Below are 18,781 nucleotides of genomic sequence, written 5' to 3'. Positions count from 1 at the left end.
GACCCTGCGTGGACCCACACCGCCCGGCCATCCGGGCGGTTTTTCCCGTTCTAGGCCGTGACGCGGTAGACGTCGAAGACGCCCTCGATGTTGCGCACCTGATTGATCAGTGAGCCGAGCTGCTTCGTGTCAGACACTCCCACCGTGAAGCGGACGTTTGCCACGTAATCGTCTCCGGTACGCGAGGACAACGACATGATGGGCAGCTTCTGCTCGGACAGCGCGCCAGTAAGCTCGGCGAGAAGGCCCTGCCGGTCGAGGGCCTCGACCTGCAGCGTCGCAACCGACGCTCCCCCAGCGGACGAGCCGGCGGACCACGACACCCCGATGAGTCGTTGCGGCTCGTCCTTCAGCTTGGTCGCGTTTGTGCAATCCGTTCGGTGCACTGACACGCCGCCGCCTCGGGTGACAAAGCCAAAGATGTCGTCACCGGGGACCGGTTGGCAGCATTTCGCCAACTTCGCCATCACGTCGGGGCTTCCCTCAACGAGGATCCCCGGCCCGGGTCCGCGCACCGCGGTCCTGACCAGCTCCGACATCGGCGTGCGCGCGGCGAGCGCGTCAACCGCGTCTTCGACGTCGCCGAACATGTCGGTCAGCATCTTTGCCACGTGCTGCGCCGAAACGTTCCCGGCGCCGATTGCGGTGTACAGCGCATCCACGTCTGGGTAGTGCAGCCGGTTGGCCACTTGACGCATCGAGTCGGAGGTGAAGAGGCGGTGCAGAGGTAACCCACCGCGCTGCACCTCCGCGGCCAGCGCGTCCCGCCCTGTCTCCAGGTACTCTTCGCGACGTTCCTTGGCGAACCACTGCCGGATCTTCGTCTTCGCGCGCGGTGACACTACGAAGTCCTGCCAGTCGCGGGACGGCCCGGCATTTTCGTCCTTGGACGTAAAGACCTCTACCCTGTCACCGGACTTGAGCTCCGATTCAAGGGCGACAAGCTTGCCGTTCACCTTCGCGCCGATGCACCTGTGTCCGACCTCGGTGTGCACGGCGTAGGCGAAGTCAACCGGGGTGGAACCGGCCGGGAGGTTCACCACGTCCCCTTTCGGGGTGAAGGCGAAGATCTGCTGGCTTGTCAGGTCGTAGCGGAGCGAATCGAGGAACTCGTTCGGGTCCGCCGCTTCCTTCTGCCAGTCCAGCAGCTGGCGCATCCACGCCATCTGGTCAACCTCGGCCTGGTCCCCCTTATGCGAGCCCTTCGTCTCCTTGTATCGCCAGTGCGCGGCGACGCCGAACTCAGCATTGTAGTGCATTTCGTGCGTGCGCACTTGAACCTCGAGAGCGCGGCCGCTGTCCGTCATTACCGTGGTGTGCAGAGACTGGTACACCCCGAACCGCGGGTTGGAAATATAGTCTTTGAATCGCCCTGGCATCGCGGAGTACAGGGCATGGACGACGCCGATTGCGGCGTAACAGTCGTGCACATTATCGACGAGCACCCGCAGACCCACAAGGTCGAAAATCTCGTTGAAGTCGCGGCCCCGCACCACCATCTTCTGGTAAATCGACCAGTAGTGTTTCGGGCGGCCCATGACCTCGGCCTCGATGTTGTTCGCCTTGAGTTCCGCCTGCAGCTGCTGTGTAATCTCTTTCAGCGCCCGGTCGCGGGACGGGGCGCGATCCGCCACCAGGCGAACGATCTCTTCGTACTTCTTCGGGTAGAGGATGGCGAAGGCGAGGTCCTCCAGCTCCCATTTGACGCTTGCCATTCCCAGGCGGTGAGCGAGAGGCGCGATGACGTCGAGGGTCTCGCGCGCCTTCTTCGCCTGCTTCTCCGGCGGCAAGAAACGCATGGTGCGCATGTTGTGCAACCGGTCCGCTACCTTGATCACCAATACGCGCGGGTCTTCCGCCATGGCCACGATCATCTTGCGGATCGTCTCCGCCTCAGCCGCCGCGCCCAGGGCGACCTTGTCGAGTTTCGTGACGCCGTCGACAAGCCTGGCCACTTCGGGGCCGAAGTCTCGGGTGAGGTCCTCGAGGGAAAAGTCGGTGTCCTCGACGGTGTCATGGAGCAGGGCCGCCACCAGCGTGGTGGTGTCCATGCCGATCTCCCCGCAGATGGTCGCCACCGCCAGCGGATGCGTGATGTACGGGTCCCCCGATTTCCGGTACACCCCCTCGTGGAGGCGCTCGGCCGTCGTATAGGCGCGATTGAGTAATTCGGCGTCCGCGCGGGGGTGGTAACGTCGGTGCACGGACAGAAGGGGGTCGAGGACAGGGTTGACCTTGACGCGACCGCCGCCCGTGAGGGAGCGAGCGAGGCGCGCCGATACACTGCGCACGCTCGGCACACTGGAGACCGGCCGTTTCGAGCTCTTCTCGTTTGCCATCTGCGCCCTTCCGTGTGCTGCTAGCTGTCCCCGCCCGGCTCGCTGGCTAGGACGGCAAGAGGCGCATCGCCGAGCCTCTCGCGACCGCCCAGCCCCTCGACTTCGAGGACAACGACGTATCCAACGACGCTACCACCCGCCCTCTCGATGAGGTCGGTCGCCGCAACGAGGGTGCCGCCTGTGGCCAGGACGTCGTCGACAAGGACGACCTTCTTGCCCCGCAGGTCGACTCCATCCGCGGGAATCTCTAGCGCCGCAGTGCTGTACTCGGTGACGTACTCCTGCGTCAACACCGGCGGGGGAAGCTTGCCCTTCTTACGGATAGCCAGAATCCCCAGCCCCAGCTCGTAGGCCACGGCGGAGCCAAGAAGGAAACCGCGCGCGTCGAGCCCGCCGATGACCTCAGCTCCGAAATGCTCGCTAGCCCGGGCGAGGTCGGCGATAACCCGATGCAGGGCGGGACCGTCGGCAAGAACGGGCGTGAGGTCCTCAAAAACCACGCCCTGGTCCGGGAAATCGGGGACGCGCCTGATCTTGTCGGCCAAAGCTTCGGCTGCGGAGGCGTACGTCTTCTCTGGGCCGTGTGTCGTATGTTTCGCTGGTGTGGAAGGTGTCGTTGCCACGGGGTCCTCACTTTTCCGATGCGGTCGAACCGCTGTTGTCTGAAACTGCCTGCCAGCGGTCCATGTTCCACCCGATGCCGGCCGAGCCAGAATACTCAACTACGTTACCGACGCGCCGGTCTACAGCGAAGTTGCGCGGGTGGGATGCTAGCGGGAGCGTATCTAGGATGTCCCACAGGCGGGTCTCTTCCCTGCGGAGGGCGTCCAAGTCCTGCGCCCTGCTCGTCGGCCCCGGATACTCGGTTGCTGGGTCGACGGGTTGCAGGAGCACATCGGCCGCAGCGCCCTCCCCCGTCAGACTTTGCCGGGTCATGTTCGCACCGGCGTCGACCACGGAAATCCCTGCTGGTTCGCACGACGCACGGATTGAATCGACGATCGCCGCCTCGCTTGTCGACGCACCCGCGCGCCCGATCCTCACCGTCGACCCCGCGAACGCTGCCGCGCTGGCAATATCCACCGCCGCGCGCGGTGTCACGATGTCATCGAAGCGGCGCGCCAATGCGTCGTTCGGCGACACCAGGTGAACCTGGTGAGCCGCAACCTCGACGCCGCTCGCTGCTCTCGAGGCAGCCGCGGCCGCGCTCGGGTCCACGCACGCGGCAAGCGCCCGCCGCGCAGCCGGCTCCGACCAGTGGCCTGTAGTGCTGAATATCAGGCTGTCTGTGAGCTCTCCTGAGGCGGAGACGACCTCGAAGGGGTTGCCCTCCACATTGAGGTCTAGCCACGCAGGGTCGGGCTCCGTCAACTCCGCTACCCGCACGGCGCCCGCCTCACGCAACGCAGCGGAATCCGAGCTAGCGGGCCATACGACGATATTGGGGATGCGCGCGGCATCACCGTAGTACGATTCGTTCGCCACGAGCTCAACGTCACCCGAACTGCCGACGGATTCAATCCGGTACGGCCCAAAAGAAACCTGCATGGCCGAGTCGAATGCGCGAAGCGAAAAGGCATCGCGCCACACGCTCGCGATCTGGCCTAATTCTTCCTCATCGCCCTCGCTGAGTCGCGCATGGAGATCCTCAACGGTCATACCCAGTCGAGCGGCGACTGCGTGAGCGGGCACGACGGTTCCCCCGCTGAAAAGGCCCCGCCAGCGCGCACCGCCACCTTCCTTGAAGACCACCGTGAACTCTTTCGAGTCTGGGGTACACGACATGCTCTCGGCTTCGGAATACAGGGGCATGTGGGAGCCAAACACCTCAGGGCGTTGGCCGGCTGTAAAGGCGAGAAAATAGTCCGTACAGGTCACCGGCTCACCGTCGGAGAACGTCGCCTCATCCGACAGCGTGTAAACCACCCTCCGTTGTGTTCCGGGAAGAACCTGGGTAGTGACCAAGTCGGAATTTGGAATCATCTGGCCGTTTGGACCGGGAACGAACACCCCAGGAAAAAGTCGGCCTGAGACCTGCTCGGCCATCTCCGAGTCACCAACCTCGGTGCCGGCGTTAGTCGTGGATAACTCCCCGGCCAGCTGGTACCCAAAGTGGTCGAGGTTCGACTCCTCGGTTCCCATAGGCCGGGAGCACCCGGCTAGGGCAACGGCGATCAACGCGAACGTGGCAGATGCCTGTCGCACAAGACGATGGATGCTCACGGCGCTATCGCGAGGTGGGACGCCACGAGGCGGTCGTCGTCACCGACGGGGCGGCGACGGTGCGCTTGACCTCGGAAGTATCGGAGGGAGCATCGTCTGATGCGCCGGAACGATACGCCTCTACCGCGGCATTGTGATCCCGGTGCGCCTTTCGCCGGTTAATCAAGGTCACCAGCAGAGGGGTGGCCAAGAACAGGGAGGAGAAGACGCCTTCGATGACGCCAATGAGCTGGATCAAGGCTAGATCTCGCAACGCGCCGACACCCATCAGCCAAACGGCGACGACCAGGAGGGCGATGATGGGTAAGGCCGATATGACCGTCGTGGAGATTGAGCGCATCACGGTTTGGTTCACCGCTCGGTTGGCCTCTTCGGCGTACGTGGATCGCCGCGAACCGAGCACTCCCGCGGTGTTCTCTTTCACCTTGTCGAAAACGATGACGGTGTCGTAGATCGAAAAGGTGAGCACGGTCAGCAAGCCGATCACCATCGCGGGCGTTACCTCCAACCCGAACAGCGCGTAGGTGCCCAGGATGAGCACTCCGTCGACGAGAAGCGCAACCATCGCGGCGATCGCCATTTCGCGCTCTAGTCGCAGGGCGACGTACGACGTCGCGGCAACAAGGAAGGCGGCCATCGCAAGAATCATCCGGTTGGTGATCGTCGAGCCCCAGCTCTCCGAAACGGTTGAGTCTCCAATCGCGTCCGCGGTGGCCTGGCCCTCCGAGTTCACCGGGCGGTACTTTTCATAAATCGCCTGACGCGCGGCGTCGATTTGCTCTTGGCTAAGGTGCTGCGAGTTGATTTCCAGGACCCTGCTATCCCCCGCGCCAACAACCTGCGTCAGCTCTGGGTCTACCCCGGTGGCCTCGGAGAACGTCGACTCCACCTGCTCAGCTACCAGGTCACCGGCGGGCATGCTCAGTTTCGTCCCGCCCTCGAAGTCGATGCCGAGGCTGAAACCTCTGAACACGATGGCGAGGATCGACACGGCGAGGAGGGCGGCGGCGATGGTGTACCACAGCTTGGAGCGGCCGATGAAGTTGATTGCTCCGTCGCCAGAGTAAAGGCGGTCATATCTCGACCTCGCTGCCGGCACGGGTGTGGAGACGGTGGCGCCTGAGGTGGCTGACGTAGACGTACTCATTGTTTAGTTCTCCTTCACGGGAGCGGTGGCGGCGCGGTTAGCGTCGGCAAGATTGAAGACCTTGCTCATTCCGTTGACCGCGGGCCGAGACCAGAAACGATTTCGGGACGCCAAGACCATCAGCGGCGCGGTGACCAGGAAGGTGACCACGAGGTCGAAGATAGTGGTCAAACCCATCGTGAATGCGAAACCTTTGACGTCCCCGACTGCGAGGAAGTAGATAATCACCGCGCCGATCAACGTGACCATATTGCCTGTAACAACAGTTTCACGTGCGCGCTCCCAGCCGCGGGCGGTGGCGGAGCGGAAGGTTCTGCCGTTGCGTACCTCGTCCTTGATGCGCTCGTAGATGACCACAAAGGAATCGGCCGTGGTACCGATACCGATGATCAACCCAGCAATGCCGGACAAGTCTAGGGAGTAACCGATCCACCGTCCCAGCAGGACAAGGCTGCCGTAAACAACCACCCCGGACGCGACAAGCGTGAACAGAGAAATGAGGCCGAACAGCCGGTAATACGCGAAGACAAACAGCGCCACTAGGACGAGGCCTGCGAGACCCGCGTACAGGCCAGCCTTGAGCGATGCGAGACCCAGCGACGGCGGGACCGTCGTCGCTGTACCACCGGGCTGCCCGTCCTCGCCGACGAAGGACAAGGGCAGCGCACCATATCGCAGGTTGTTGGCCAGGTTCTCCGCCTCTTCCTGAGTGAAATCACCGGTGATCGACGTGGCGGATCCCACCGGGGTGGCGCCTTGAATGACTGGGGCCGAGATGACCTGCGAATCCAGCGTGATGGCGACTTGCTGCCCAATCATCTCGCTGGTGAGCTGGGCCCACGTCGCGGAGCCGTTGGAATCGCCCTGCTGGGAGAACGCAAAGCTGATTTCCATCTGGCTGGTCTGCGGGTTAAAACCGCCACTGATGGTGCGGCCGGTGTCAATCTGGTTACCGGTCAGCCGTTCCCCATTTGGGGCGGTCTGCCCGTTGAGCAGGGGCACCTCTCCGAGGAGAAGAGGCTGCTTGGATGTCGAGTCGCATGCGACAAGGGGCAGATCGGGGGCATCTGATCCAGCCATCGCGTCGGAGGTGGAGGAAGCGGTGGAGGAAGCACAAACCCCGGACATGAGAGTCAGTGCCGCGAATTGCACAGTGGGATCCTGGGATTGGCGCGTCTCGCGCAGGACCTCGGCGGTCTCCGACCGGCGCTGCGTTGCGGCGACCGGCCCGTCCGTGGCCGGTAGGGGTTGCGCATCGACCGGGCGCGATTGCGCTTCCCCACCCGCCGCGAGCTGGGTGGACAGCTCGTCAACGACGGTCTGCGCCTCGTCCTTGGCGATAATGCCATACTTTACCCACGTAGAAGCCGTGTCCGCAGTGACGTCGAGAACCGTGGCCACGTCGGGAGTGGGACTGGTCAGCACCGGGCGGAATGCAAGCTGCGACGTCTGACCGAGGGTGCGGATCGCGGAGGTATCATCCCCCGCCGCGGTGATAACGAGAGTATTTCCGTCGACGACAACCGATGCCCCACTTACCCCCATCCCGTTAACACGGTTTTCAATGATGGTGCGGGCGTCCTCCAGCTGATCCCGCGTCGGTTCACCCTGCGGCACCAACGTCACGCGCGTGCCTCCCTGCAGGTCGATGCCTAACTTCGGTGTCGCGGCGCGATCCCCCGTGAAGAAAACCAGCGAGTATAAAGCCACGACGAGGAGCGCGAAGCCGGCTAGGGCCCTAACAGGCCACGCCCGCTTCGATTCCGCGTTTCGTGAACGCGCTTTGTTTACGGACACTGAGGTAACTCCCCTTGCTCAACTCATCCTTACCGTGCTGATCGTGGCGCTAGGCGCACATCGGGACATGCTACGTCATCGACCTTGGACGACCTACACGCGGAGGGACTGTGTACTACAGAAGATTCAGTTGTCCGGGCGCGTCCGGCGGCGGGGTGAGACCAAGGTGGTGCCATGCGGAGGCAGTTGCCACACGACCGCGCCCGGTACGCGCCATCAAGCCAGCGCGGACGAGATACGGCTCGCACACCTCCTCCACGGTGGCGGGTTCTTCACCGACGGCGATTGCAAGCGTGCCCACGCCGACCGGACCACCCCCGTGCCCGCGGATGAGCGAATCAAGCACCGCACGGTCTAAGCGGTCGAGACCTAGTTCATCGACGTCGAAGACGTCTAAGGCTGCGCGTGCGGCGGCAATATCTACCCTGCCGTCACCGTTCACATCTGCCCAGTCACGCACTCGGCGCAGCAACCTGTTGGCAATGCGCGGCGTCCCGCGCGAACGGGAGGCGATCTCGACCGCCGCGTCGGGGGTGATGAGCACCCCGAGGATTCCCGCGGCCCGGGTAATCACCCGCGTGAGATCATCAACGTCGTAAAACTCCATTTGCGCGGTGAAACCGAACCGGTCCCGCAGCGGGCCGGTCAGCATGCCTGCGCGGGTGGTGGCCCCGACAAGGGTAAAGGGGGGAATCTCCAGCGGGATCGACGTCGCCCCGGGGCCCTTTCCGACGATGACGTCGATGCGGAAATCCTCCATCGCCATGTAGAGCATCTCTTCCGCCGGCCGGGCAATGCGGTGGATTTCGTCAATAAAGAGGACATCGCCCTCCATGAGATTTGAGAGCATCGCTGCGAGATCGCCTGCGCGCTCAAGGGCGGGGCCCGACGTCATGCGCAAGGACGTTCCCAACTCCTGCGCGATGATCATTGCCATAGTCGTCTTGCCCAACCCGGGCGGCCCGGACAGCAAGATGTGGTCCGGGGTCACCGCTCGCCGGCGCGCGCCGGCGAGGACGAGGTTGAGTTGCTGGCGGACTTTCGGTTGCCCGATGAACTCGGTGATTGACTTCGGGCGTAGCGACTTTTCGACGTCGCGCTCGTCGCCAGTCTCCGCCGGCTGAAGCGGCGAGTGTACAGGCCGGCCTGAACCGGCGGGGAGGGAGAACTCGGTTTTCTCCACGTCAGCCATGCTTGTCCCCCCTACTTCTTACCCAGCTGATTGAGCGCGGTGCGCAGCAGCTGCGCCGATGTTGCCTGCGGGTTCTCGGCTGTCACACCGTCGACGGACGAACGCGCGGCTCGATCCGAAAAGCCTAGGCCGACGAGGGCTTCGATGACCTGCTCAGCCGCAGGCGAGGAACCGCTTGACGACGATGACAGGCCCGGCTGCCCGGGGGGAGTGTAGAGCCCTGCGACTTTATCGCGCAGCTCCAGAGCGATGCGCTCAGCCATCTTTTTGCCCACGCCGGGTATCGCCTGGATCGCTTTGGTATCCCCGGCACTGATGTGCTCCCCCAATGTGGCCGGTTCATAAACAGAAAGGCATGCCAATGCGAGCTTCGGACCGAGACCCGTCACCGTCTGAAGGGTGCGGAACAGGCTTCGGGCTTGTTCATCTACAAACCCGTAGAGCGTGACACCGTCGTCCTTCAGGGTCATGGCAGTGAGAATCCTCCGGGTCTCACCGCGCGTGAGCGTTCCTAACATGGGGGGAGCAGCGAGGAAACGGTAGCCGACACCCCCGCACTCTACGACCGCGTGGTCGAGCCCGATAGAGATGACCTCGCCGTTGAGGGAATCAATCATGAGTTCCGTTTCCTCCTTACGCGATACCCGCGCTGCGGGCGATCATCGGGGCACGCCAACAGTGACACACGGCGATTGCAAGGGCGTCCGCCGCGTCGGCTGGCTTCGGGGGCTCCGCGAGGCCAAGCACGCGGGTTACCATGTTGGTCATTTGCCGCTTGTCGGCTCGTCCGTTTCCGGACACTGCCTTTTTCACCTCGGATGGTGTGTACATGTGCACCGGGATATCCCGCTCGGCCGCGGCGAGGACGAGGACCCCGACGGCGTGAGCGGTGTGCATCACGGTTGAGACGTTTCCGCGCTCGAAAATCCGCTCCATGGCGATGACGTCGGGGCAGTAGTCCCCGATCCACTCCGACACGGCGCGGGAGAGTCGGAGGAGCCGCTCGGAAAGGTCGGCTTCCGTCGGCGTGCGAACGACCCCGACGGCAACGGGAAGGACTTGGCGGCCCCTGCCGGCCTGCACCACGGACAGACCACAGCGGGTCAGCCCAGGGTCGATCCCCATGACGCGCAGGCCTTCGAGTTGCATGCGAGACGTCCCTCCTCGTTGGGAGCCCTTCCCGAGCCGGAATTCTAACACATATGTTCTACCGTGAGGACGCTAGTCTTCGAGCTGTGCGGCGACCTCGTCGGACACCGTCATGTTTGTGTAGACGTTCTGGACGTCGTCGGATTCCTCCAGCGCGTCGATCAGCCGCTCCATCTTGCGAGCGCCATCGACATCGAGCTCGACCTCCACGGACGCGCGGAACTCTTGGTCGGCGTCCTCGACGCTCATCCCCTCGGCTGTTAGCACGTCGCGCACGGCAATGAGATCGGTGGGCGCGCAGATAACTTCGAACACACTTCCCAGGTCGTTGACCTCTTCGGCCCCGGCTTCGAGAACAGCCATGAGGACGTCGTCCTCACTAAGGTCGCCCTTTTCAACGGTCACCACGCCGGTGCGGCTGAACATATAACCGACGGAACCAGACTCGCCCAGGTTGCCACCGTTCTTTGACATCGCGGTGCGCACCTCGGTCGCCGCGCGGTTGCGGTTATCCGTCAGACACTCGATGAGGACCGCGACGCCATTGGGTCCGTATCCCTCGTACATGACAGATTCCCAGTTGGCACCACCGGCTTCCTCGCCGGAGCCACGGCGGCGGGCGCGCTCGATGTTGTCATTGGGCACCGAGGCCTTCTTGGCCTTCATGATCATCGTTTCGAGCGTGGGGTTGCCCGCCGGGTCGCCCCCACCCGACCGCGCGGCGACCTCGATATCTTTGATCATCTTGGCGAAGAGCTTGCCTCGCTTCGCGTCGATGGCCGCCTTCTTGTGCTTTGTTGTTGCCCACTTTGAGTGGCCCGACATCAGTCAGCTCCCTTTTGTGTACGACTTCACCGTGGAATCCTAAGAATAACGGTCTAACAGTATACGCAGCGTGCGCCTTAGCTTGTCGACGCACCCGCGCGGGGCACGGCCGTCGCCCCTTTTCTGAGCGTGCGCGTCAACCCCTCCTGAACGGTCACCGCGACCAGGTTGCCGTCGACGTCGTAAATCTTGCCCTGCGTGAGCGCTCGTCCATGGTGCGCCGAGGGTGATGATTGGTCGTAGAGAAGCCAGTCGTCGGCGCGGAATGGACGCAAGAACCACATGGCGTGGTCGAGCGAGGCCATCTGAACTTCTTCACCGGGGTGCGGAACCATGGACGTATGCAGAAGCGTCATGTCGGACATGTACGCCAAGGTGCACACGTGGAATGCGTCGTCCTCGGGCAGACGCGACGTGGACTTGAACCACACGAGCTGCTGGCCCGACGCGCCCGGGTCGGGCTCGAACGCGCCGGGAGGGACGGGGCGCAGATCCCAGTCGGTCCATTCGCGCGCGAGGCTGGCAATCAAGCTGCCTTCCGCTCCCGTTGCTCGAACCAGGGTATCTGGGAGGGGGACCTTCGGTTTGGGGTCCTGGTGGTCGGGGCCGCGGTCCGTCGTGACGTGAAAGCTCGCCTGCATGGAAAAAATCACCTCCCCGTCTTGGACAGCCTCGACCGTCCGCGTGGCAAAGCTACGGCCGTCGCGAGGACGGGCGACCTTGTACACCGTTTTCTCGTTCGCGCGCCCCCCGCGGAGGAAGTACCCGTGCAGCGAGTGCACCTTCTTATCCGGGTCGACCGTCCGCGTTGCGGCGACGAGCGCCTGACCCGCAACGTGCCCCCCAAAGGTGCGAATGAAGACATCGGAATCCATCGCCTGGCCCCGGTAAATATTGCGATCGATGCGCTCAAGGTCCAAGATCGTATGAATGTTCTGTGCGCTCATGGGCTAGACATTACCCACCGTAGCCAGCATAGCCACCGTCCCCACAGCGTGCCCCGCCCTCCTCCAATGAGCTCTCAGGCGCGTGACGCAGGGCGCAAAACTGTGGCATCGCCGCCGTACCGCCGAGGCGGAGGGTGCGAACAACCGGGTTGAGACGCAGTGCCCGCGTGTCCGCCACCGCCTCGTTGTAGAACCGAAGCGCGAGGCTCACGCGCGTATCCGCGTCCGCCAGGTCTGCTTTGCCGCTTGACGACGCCTCCTGTCGCTCCAGTGCAGCCCGCAGCTCGTCCTCGGCGGCAAGTCGGTCCAGCACGTTGCGCGGCCGCAAACGCACCTCTTCAACCCGACGCGCGCGGGAGGCGAGATCCGGGTAGCACGCAGCGATCACCGCGCAGCGGCGATCGAGCGCCGCCTGCAACGCGTCCCGCGAGCGATCAAGGCGGATGTGTAACCGGTCGAGGCGTTGCGTTGTGGCGTACGCCCACGTAATCAGAACCGTCACGCTCACCGCCACCACGGTCCACATCGCCGTTACCACTTAGCCACCGTCACTTTCTCGCCTTGCGCCCCCGATGTCACAGTCTCGTAGACCGTGACTATCTCGGAGGCGACGGTAGACCAGTCGTAGCGAGCTGCGCGCGTTGTCCCCGCCGTGATGATGTGGTTGCGCAAGGCGGGCGCGTCGATAAGGAGGCGAAGGCTACGCGCAAGGGCGGGCGAGTCTCCGACCGGGAAAAGCACCCCGGCGGGCGAGACGGAGTCCGCAGCGCAGACGGCGGCGAACGCTTCAAGATCGCTCGCAACAACGGCGCAACCGGCCGCCATCGCCTCGACGAGCACGATGCCAAAGGACTCCCCTCCTGTGTTCGGCGCGACGTAGATGTCGGCGCGGCCGAGGATGCGCGCCTTGTCTTCGTCGCTGACCCGGCCCACGAAGTCCACGCCGGGAACCGAACGCAGGGCGCCGCCCCCGATGACCGTGACGCGGGCCCGGCGCCCGACCTGCCCCAGGGCGTTGAGCAAGATGTCCAAGCCTTTACGAGGTTCGTCGAGCCGACCGAGGAAGACGATTTCGACGTCGCGGGTGGTGTTCCGCGGCGCGCGGTAGCGTGAAAACAGCTCGGTGTCAACGCCGTTCGGGATCAAAACCGGGTCCGCGCCTACCTGCTCCACCTGCCATCGGCGGGCCATCTCGCTGACAGCGATCCCACCGCGGATCTTCTCCAACCCGACGCGCAGAGTGGGCAGGGCCGCTCGAAGGGCGAGCGAGCTTGCTGCTGACGCATGGTAGGTAGCCACGATTGGACCGGCCGCTAGGCGCAGGGCGGCCATTGAGTAGCTCGGCGCGTTCGGCTCGTGGAGGTGGAGGACATCGAACTGGCCGTTGAGGAGAAAATCGCGGGTAACGCGGCGCACGCGCGGGCCCAGTGCGAGACGAGCGACCGAGCCGTTGTACGGAATCGGCACGGAACTGCCTCCCCGCGTCACCCATTCCGGGAGTGCCGTTCCCTCCGAGGCTGGCCCCAGCACGCGAACGTCGTGGCCCCGTCTGAGAAGCTCCCGGGCGAGGTCAAGGACGTGGGCTTGTACCCCGCCAGGTTCATCGAAGGAGTACGGGCAGACGATGCCGATCCGCACAGACGGTCACCTCCCGGCCCGGGCCCAATCTCGGTCCGCCTGCCAAACTGGCTGCAGCATGTGCCAATCTTCGGGGTGAGCAGCGATGTTCGCCGCGAAGCGGTCGGCCAATCTCTGTGTGGTGTCCACGACGTCGCCCACCTCGATCGGGGCCTCTGCCTTCAGGCCCCAGCCCTCGCCCGCAAACCATGAGTGCGCGGGAAGCAGTGCGGCCCCGGTCTCAGCGGCGAGCTTGGCGGGCCCAGCCGGCAGCGACGCCGGCTCACCGAAAAACGTGACGCGCACCCCACGGGGTGTCAGGTCGCGCTCCCCCATGAGGCACACAATCCCGTTGCCGTGGAGAACTTCTTCCAGTCGAGTGTACGGCCCGCCCGCACCGGCGTGGGGCAGAACCTCGAAGCCCAGGGAGGACCGGTACTGCACGAACTTCTCGTAGAGGATCTCCGGCTTGAGTCGCTCCGCAACGGTAGTGAACTGACCATATGCGCTGACGAGCCACATTCCCGCCATGTCCCAATTGCCCGAGTGGGGCAATGCGATGACAACTCCGCGTCCCGCAGCGCGAGCCTGGTCGATGTATTCGCGGCCCTCGACCGCTTTGTCCAGCGCCGCCACGTAGCGTTCGTCGCCCGCGATACGAGGTAAGCGAAATGCCTCGCGCCAGTAGCGGGCGTAGGAACGCGTCGCCCGGCGGATGAGGTCGCGGGTGACATTTTCCGGGCCGACAACACGGGTGAGGTTGCGGCGTAGCATCTCCATCCCGCGCCCGCTATCTGAGGCGACATCCGCGCCTAGGTCGAACGTCGCCTTGGCTAACCGCTCCGGCATCACCCCGACGGTTTTCCACCCCGCCAGATAAGCCAGCGTGGCGGGGTCAAGGCGCTCGTTTCTAGTGGTCATCGCCCTAGCCCTACTTCGCCCCTGGCGGTGGCGCAAGCGGGGCGCTCGCGCGCTCGTCGCGCCCAGCAATGCGCAGCCGCTGGACCACGGTGACAGCCGACCCCAACGCGAGCACCCACAGCGCCACCTCGATAGCCCGGGGCACACCGAATCCCTCAAGGCCTAGGCCTAGGAGGGCGAGGATCAGGCGCTCGGGGCGTTCAATCAAGCCGCCAACAATCTTCAAGCCCCCTGCTTCCCCACGCGCCTTCACGTAGCTGATCACCTGCGAGAGGACAAGCACGACGAGCCCCGCCGCGACCGTTGCCCGCGGGGCACCATCGACGTAGACGAGCCAAAAGACGATCGCTCCGAATAGTGCACCATCCGTCAACCTGTCGCACGACGCGTCGAGAGTGGCGCCGAAAGCCGTCCCACCCCCGCGCAACCGCGCCATCGTTCCGTCGACCATATCGAAGGCAGCGAAAAATGCAGAGAGGAATGCCGCCGCCACGAGATGGCCCATGGGGATCAGCACCACGGCGACAGCTATCGTGGCCAGGGTTCCCATCACGGTGATGGCATTCGGCGTCAGGCCGACCTTCAGCAGCGCCCGGGCTAGCGGCTCAACCACTACGGCCGCGGGCCTGCGCCCGTGGACGCTAAGCATGAGCTTCCTCCTCCGTGATTTCAGCCCAGCCGGCAGCGAGAAGTTTCCGGGTCTCGCGCAGCAGCTGTGGTAGTACTTTCGTACCGCCGATGACCGTCATGAAATTCGCGTCTCCCGCCCACCGCGGGACGACGTGGACGTGAAGGTGGTCTCCTACCGAGCCCCCGGAAGCCTTACCAAGGTTCAAGCCTACGTTGATCGCTTCGGGCCGCGACACTCTTTTCAGTGTCTGGACCGCTCGGCGTACGAACGTCATGAGCTCCGCGGATTCCGCACCGGTGAGGTTTTCCAGCTCCGCCACTTTTCGGTAGGGCACCACCATGAGGTGACCAGAATTGTAGGGATACAAGTTGAGCAGGGCGTACACCGTTGTGCCACGCGCGACGATCAGCGCGTCTTCGTCGGAAAGCGTGGGCGCCGCGAGAAAGGGATCGGCATCGCGTCTCGACGCCTCCCCTCCGCGTTCCGACGCCATCGACGCGATGTAGGAAGAACGGAAGGGGGCCCACAGGCGCTCGAGGCGGTCTGGGTGGCCCACCCCGCTATCCACGTACGGCTTCCCAGGGCCCACACTAGTGCCTTGAGTGTCTTCAGCCTCTTCGCGCCGCAATGGAGTCCTCGTTCGGTTGCTCGTTGACTTTGTCTCGCACCCACGCCTCGATGAGTTCAACGGCCTCGGGGACCGGCACGCCGTTGATTTGGGTCCCGTCCAAGAATCGGAAGCTCACAGCGCCGGCCTCGGCGTCGCGGGCCCCCGCCAGCACCATGAACGGGACCTTCCCCGTCGTGTGGGTGCGGATCTTCTTTTGCATGCGCTCGTCGGAGTGGTCGACCTCCGCACGGATCCCTTTTCCGCGCAGCAGGGCGGCAACCTCATCGAGGTAGGGCCCGAAATCCGCCGCGACCGGAATGCCCACAACTTGGTGCGGAGCCAGCCACGCGGGGAAAGCGCCTGCGTAGTGCTCCAACAGCACGCCGAAGAAACGCTCGATCGACCCGAAAAGCGCGCGGTGGATCATCACCGGTCGCTTCTTCGTTCCGTCGGGCGCCGTGTACTCTAGGTTGAAGCGCTCCGGCAGGTTGAAATCCAACTGAACCGTCGACATCTGCCAGGTCCGCCCAATCGCGTCCCGCGCCTGCACCGAGATTTTCGGCCCGTAAAACGCCGCCCCCGCCGGGTCGGGTACAAGCTCCAGGCCGGACTTTTCCGCCACCGACTGTAGGATCGCGGTGGAGCGCTCCCAGATCTCGTCGTCACCGATGTATTTTTCCGGGTCCTTGGTAGACAGCTCGAGGTAGAAATCATCCAGGCCGTAGTCCTTGAGCAGTGAGATAACGAACTCGAGGACGCTGGTGAGCTCTTCTTCCAGCTGGGCTTCAGTGCAGTAAATGTGGGCATCGTCCTGCGTGAACCCGCGGGCCCGGGTGAGCCCGTGGACAACCCCGGACTTCTCGTAGCGGTAGACCGTGCCGAACTCGAACAGCCGCAGCGGTAGTTCGCGGTAGGAACGCCCGCGGGACGCGAAGACCAGGTTGTGCATGGGGCAGTTCATCGGCTTGGCGTAGTAGTCCACCGGCTGCCGCGTGCAGTTGCCCTCGTCGTCGTATTCGCCATCGAGCTTCATCGGCGGGAACATTCCGTCCGCGTACCAATCGAGGTGACCGGACTTCCTAAACAGGTCCCCCCTGGTCACGTGGGGTGTGTTGACGAAGGAGTAACCGGCGGCGATGTGACGCTGGCGAGAGTGTTCCTCCATGGCCATGCGCACGGTCCCGCCCGCCGGGTGGAACACAGGTAGACCGGAGCCCACCTCGTCCGGGAAGGAAAACAGGTCGAGCTCCGCGCCAAGTCGACGGTGGTCGCGCTTTTCCGCCTCGGCGAGCATCGTCGTGTACTCGGCGAGCTTCTCCTCAGACTCCCAGGCCGTTCCGTAAATACGCTGCAGACCGGCGTTTTTCTGGTCCCCCCTCCAGTACGCCGCGGAGGAACGCGTCAGGGCGAAGGCGGGAATGTATTTGGTCGTCGGAACGTGAGGGCCGCGGCACAGGTCGCGCCATTCGACCTCCCCCGTACGGGGATTGACGTTGTCGTAATGGGTGAGGTCGCCTGCGCCCACCTCCGTGGCTTCGTCGGAGTTGGGGTCCACGCTTCCCTTGTCGTGGACGAGTTCGAGTTTGAACGGCTCGTCGGCAAGATCTTTCTCCGCATCCTCCGTGGAGGCGTAGACGCCGCGGACGAAGCGCTGGCCCTGTTTGATAATTTTCTTCATCCGCCGCTCGAGGAGCTTGAGGTCGTCCGGAGTGAACGGCTCTTTAGCGTCGAAGTCGTAATAGAAGCCGTCCGTGATCGCGGGCCCGATGCCCAGCTTGGTCCCGGGGAACTCCGCCTGGACAGCCTGGGCGAGGACGTGGGCGCAGGAGTGCCGGATGACCGAGCGGCCCAGTTCGGAAGATGCGGGCACGGGGATGAACGTAGCGTCGTGGTCGGGGGTGTGAGACACATCCCGCACGTCCCCATCACGGTCTTGGACGGCGACGACGGCGTCTGGACCCTTGTTTGGCAAATTCAGCTCCCTCATCGCCACGCCGACGGGAGTGCCCGCGGGAACTTCAAAGGGTTCGAAGGTCGGAGATGCTGAGTGATCCGTATGCGGGGCCATGTGGTGCGCTCCTTTGCACTCGTGGGGGCGGCATACCGGGCCGCTCCCCCGTCATTGGGGTGAATACTTCGCGCCACAGCTTACCGGACGGCTACCCCATGACCGATTGCCCCCAGAAAGCATCGCCGCTTGGCGACGCCCCCGGCGGCACCCAGTAGACGGCCGACCCGATATGGGTGATCCAGGTGTTGAGCCGGTCAACCTCGTCCAACCTAGCTTGCACCGGCGTGAATTGCCTGTCCGGGTCCTTTTGATACGCGATGAAGATCAACCCGGCGTTGGAGAGCTTGCCAGAACCGGGCTCAGGCGGGAGGTTGTAGTTGTACGGGCGGCGCCGAAATCGCTGCTCGGGGTGGTCTTCTGGGGGCATCGCCCGGGCCATATGGGAGTTTTTGTCGATGACAGGTAGACCGAAATCGTCCACCGCTTCCATATCGGCGGGTGCGAACTCGCCGCCACCGGTCAGGGGCGCGCCGTCGGCAAGCGAGCGCCCCACAACCACCTCCCTCGAGCGTCGATCGAGCACCTCCCACTCGTCAAGGTCCATCGCGATGCGGCGAACTACTAGCGACGTCGATCCTGCAAACCCACCTGGCCCGTCGATCCACACCTGCTCCTCGTAGGCTTCATCTGTGCGGGGGTTCACTGTGCCATCTACCTGGCCGAACAGATTTCTCGGCGTTGTCCCCTCAGCGAGCGAACCGGAGGCGTTCATGAATCCCTGCTGTACCCAGCTCGGGCGGACGTAATCCATTCCCGCCCGCGTCATGTGGCGCAACGCCCAGGCACACGTCAGCGGATCATCCGAGCAAATCTGCAGTACGAGGTCGCTTTGCCCCCACGCCGGATCAAGCCGATCCCGGGAAAAGGCCGGCAGGTCGTGGAGCCATTGCGGTTTCGCATCAGGCGCAGCGAGATCGAACACCCGCTCCCCGATGCCAGCTGTAATAGTGAGGTTGGCCGGCCAAGCGTTCATTTCCGGTTCGAGGCTGCCCACGGGGGCGGACCCCGTACAGAGTTTCCGCGCGTCTTCCGTCCACAGCCGGAGCAGCCGAAGGATACCCGGTTTCTCGACTCCCTCCTTTAGGTTAAAGGCGGCGAGATTGAGGTGCGCCTGAGTCGCCGTGGCCACACCGGCCTGGCGCAGCCCGTCAAAGCCGACGACGGCAGTGGCGAGATCCTTGTGCTCCGGCGCGGAGCTGCTCACCGGGCCATCCGCCTCCACGTGACTGCACGCGGCGGCGAGACCCGCCGCGGCCGTCGCGGATGCCGACCCCGCTAGGAAAGTACGGCGCGAGACGCGCATAGCAGGCTC

At 64.1% G+C, this 18,781-nt stretch carries 17 protein-coding genes; all 17 read right to left on the bottom strand.

Annotation, left to right across the window (positions count from 1 at the left end):
* Positions 1 to 50: 50 nt before the first annotated feature.
* Positions 51 to 2,339 carry a RelA/SpoT family protein gene (locus CAPI_RS05055; RefSeq protein ID WP_018016955.1) on the bottom strand — a complete coding sequence of 763 codons (2,289 nt, stop codon included), beginning with the start codon at positions 2,337 to 2,339 and terminating at the stop codon, positions 51 to 53.
* A gap of 20 nt (positions 2,340 to 2,359) precedes the next feature.
* On the bottom strand, positions 2,360 to 2,962 hold the full coding sequence (locus CAPI_RS05050) for an adenine phosphoribosyltransferase (RefSeq protein ID WP_051059689.1): 603 nt from the start codon (positions 2,960 to 2,962) through the stop codon (positions 2,360 to 2,362).
* 7 nt (positions 2,963 to 2,969) lie between these two features.
* The gene (locus CAPI_RS05045) at positions 2,970 to 4,544 is read right to left on the bottom strand and encodes an ABC transporter substrate-binding protein (RefSeq protein WP_245531612.1); all 1,575 of its coding nucleotides are present in this window, start codon (positions 4,542 to 4,544) and stop codon (positions 2,970 to 2,972) included.
* 22 nt (positions 4,545 to 4,566) lie between these two features.
* Positions 4,567 to 5,709, bottom strand: coding sequence for a protein translocase subunit SecF (gene secF / locus CAPI_RS05040; protein WP_018016952.1), 1,143 nt, complete (start codon positions 5,707 to 5,709; stop codon positions 4,567 to 4,569).
* A 3-nt stretch (positions 5,710 to 5,712) separates the two neighbouring features.
* Positions 5,713 to 7,506, bottom strand: coding sequence for a protein translocase subunit SecD (gene secD, locus CAPI_RS05035; RefSeq protein WP_018016951.1), 1,794 nt, complete (start codon positions 7,504 to 7,506; stop codon positions 5,713 to 5,715).
* A 115-nt stretch (positions 7,507 to 7,621) separates the two neighbouring features.
* Positions 7,622 to 8,698 carry a Holliday junction branch migration DNA helicase RuvB gene (ruvB, locus tag CAPI_RS05030; RefSeq protein ID WP_018016950.1) on the bottom strand — a complete coding sequence of 359 codons (1,077 nt, stop codon included), beginning with the start codon at positions 8,696 to 8,698 and terminating at the stop codon, positions 7,622 to 7,624.
* 11 nt (positions 8,699 to 8,709) lie between these two features.
* Positions 8,710 to 9,315 carry a Holliday junction branch migration protein RuvA gene (ruvA, locus tag CAPI_RS05025; RefSeq protein WP_018016949.1) on the bottom strand — a complete coding sequence of 202 codons (606 nt, stop codon included), beginning with the start codon at positions 9,313 to 9,315 and terminating at the stop codon, positions 8,710 to 8,712.
* 16 nt (positions 9,316 to 9,331) lie between these two features.
* A complete protein-coding gene (gene ruvC, locus CAPI_RS05020) occupies positions 9,332 to 9,847 on the bottom strand; it encodes a crossover junction endodeoxyribonuclease RuvC (RefSeq protein WP_018016948.1) in 516 nt (171 codons plus the stop codon).
* Between the two features lie 72 nt (positions 9,848 to 9,919).
* Positions 9,920 to 10,672, bottom strand: a complete 753-nt coding sequence (locus CAPI_RS05015) for a YebC/PmpR family DNA-binding transcriptional regulator (protein ID WP_018016947.1) — start codon at positions 10,670 to 10,672, stop codon at positions 9,920 to 9,922.
* Positions 10,673 to 10,749: 77 nt separating this feature from the next.
* Complete coding sequence (locus tag CAPI_RS05010; protein WP_018016946.1) at positions 10,750 to 11,619, bottom strand: acyl-CoA thioesterase; 870 nt, start codon at positions 11,617 to 11,619, stop codon at positions 10,750 to 10,752.
* Between the two features lie 10 nt (positions 11,620 to 11,629).
* Complete coding sequence (locus tag CAPI_RS05005; protein ID WP_245531610.1) at positions 11,630 to 12,145, bottom strand: hypothetical protein; 516 nt, start codon at positions 12,143 to 12,145, stop codon at positions 11,630 to 11,632.
* A gap of 5 nt (positions 12,146 to 12,150) precedes the next feature.
* Positions 12,151 to 13,257, bottom strand: a complete 1,107-nt coding sequence (locus CAPI_RS05000) for a glycosyltransferase family 4 protein (protein ID WP_018016944.1) — start codon at positions 13,255 to 13,257, stop codon at positions 12,151 to 12,153.
* A gap of 6 nt (positions 13,258 to 13,263) precedes the next feature.
* Positions 13,264 to 14,157, bottom strand: a complete 894-nt coding sequence (locus CAPI_RS04995) for a phosphatidylinositol mannoside acyltransferase (protein WP_018016943.1) — start codon at positions 14,155 to 14,157, stop codon at positions 13,264 to 13,266.
* 10 nt (positions 14,158 to 14,167) lie between these two features.
* Entirely contained in the window at positions 14,168 to 14,806 is a 639-nt protein-coding gene (pgsA, locus tag CAPI_RS04990) for a phosphatidylinositol phosphate synthase (protein ID WP_018016942.1), read from the bottom strand.
* Entirely contained in the window at positions 14,799 to 15,377 is a 579-nt protein-coding gene (locus CAPI_RS04985) for an ATP adenylyltransferase (RefSeq protein ID WP_026157042.1), read from the bottom strand. The genes pgsA and CAPI_RS04985 overlap by 8 nt, the downstream gene beginning before the upstream one ends.
* A gap of 19 nt (positions 15,378 to 15,396) precedes the next feature.
* Positions 15,397 to 17,466, bottom strand: coding sequence for a threonine--tRNA ligase (gene thrS / locus CAPI_RS04980; protein ID WP_018016940.1), 2,070 nt, complete (start codon positions 17,464 to 17,466; stop codon positions 15,397 to 15,399).
* 91 nt (positions 17,467 to 17,557) lie between these two features.
* Positions 17,558 to 18,772 carry a Dyp-type peroxidase gene (locus CAPI_RS04975; RefSeq protein ID WP_018016939.1) on the bottom strand — a complete coding sequence of 405 codons (1,215 nt, stop codon included), beginning with the start codon at positions 18,770 to 18,772 and terminating at the stop codon, positions 17,558 to 17,560.
* Positions 18,773 to 18,781: the final 9 nt, after the last annotated feature.

The organism is Corynebacterium capitovis DSM 44611, from assembly GCF_030440535.1.
Taxonomy (GTDB): Bacteria; Actinomycetota; Actinomycetes; order Mycobacteriales; family Mycobacteriaceae; genus Corynebacterium; species Corynebacterium capitovis.
The sequence above is the reverse complement of the archived record's forward strand: the minus strand, read 5'-3'. Positions and strand labels throughout refer to the sequence as shown.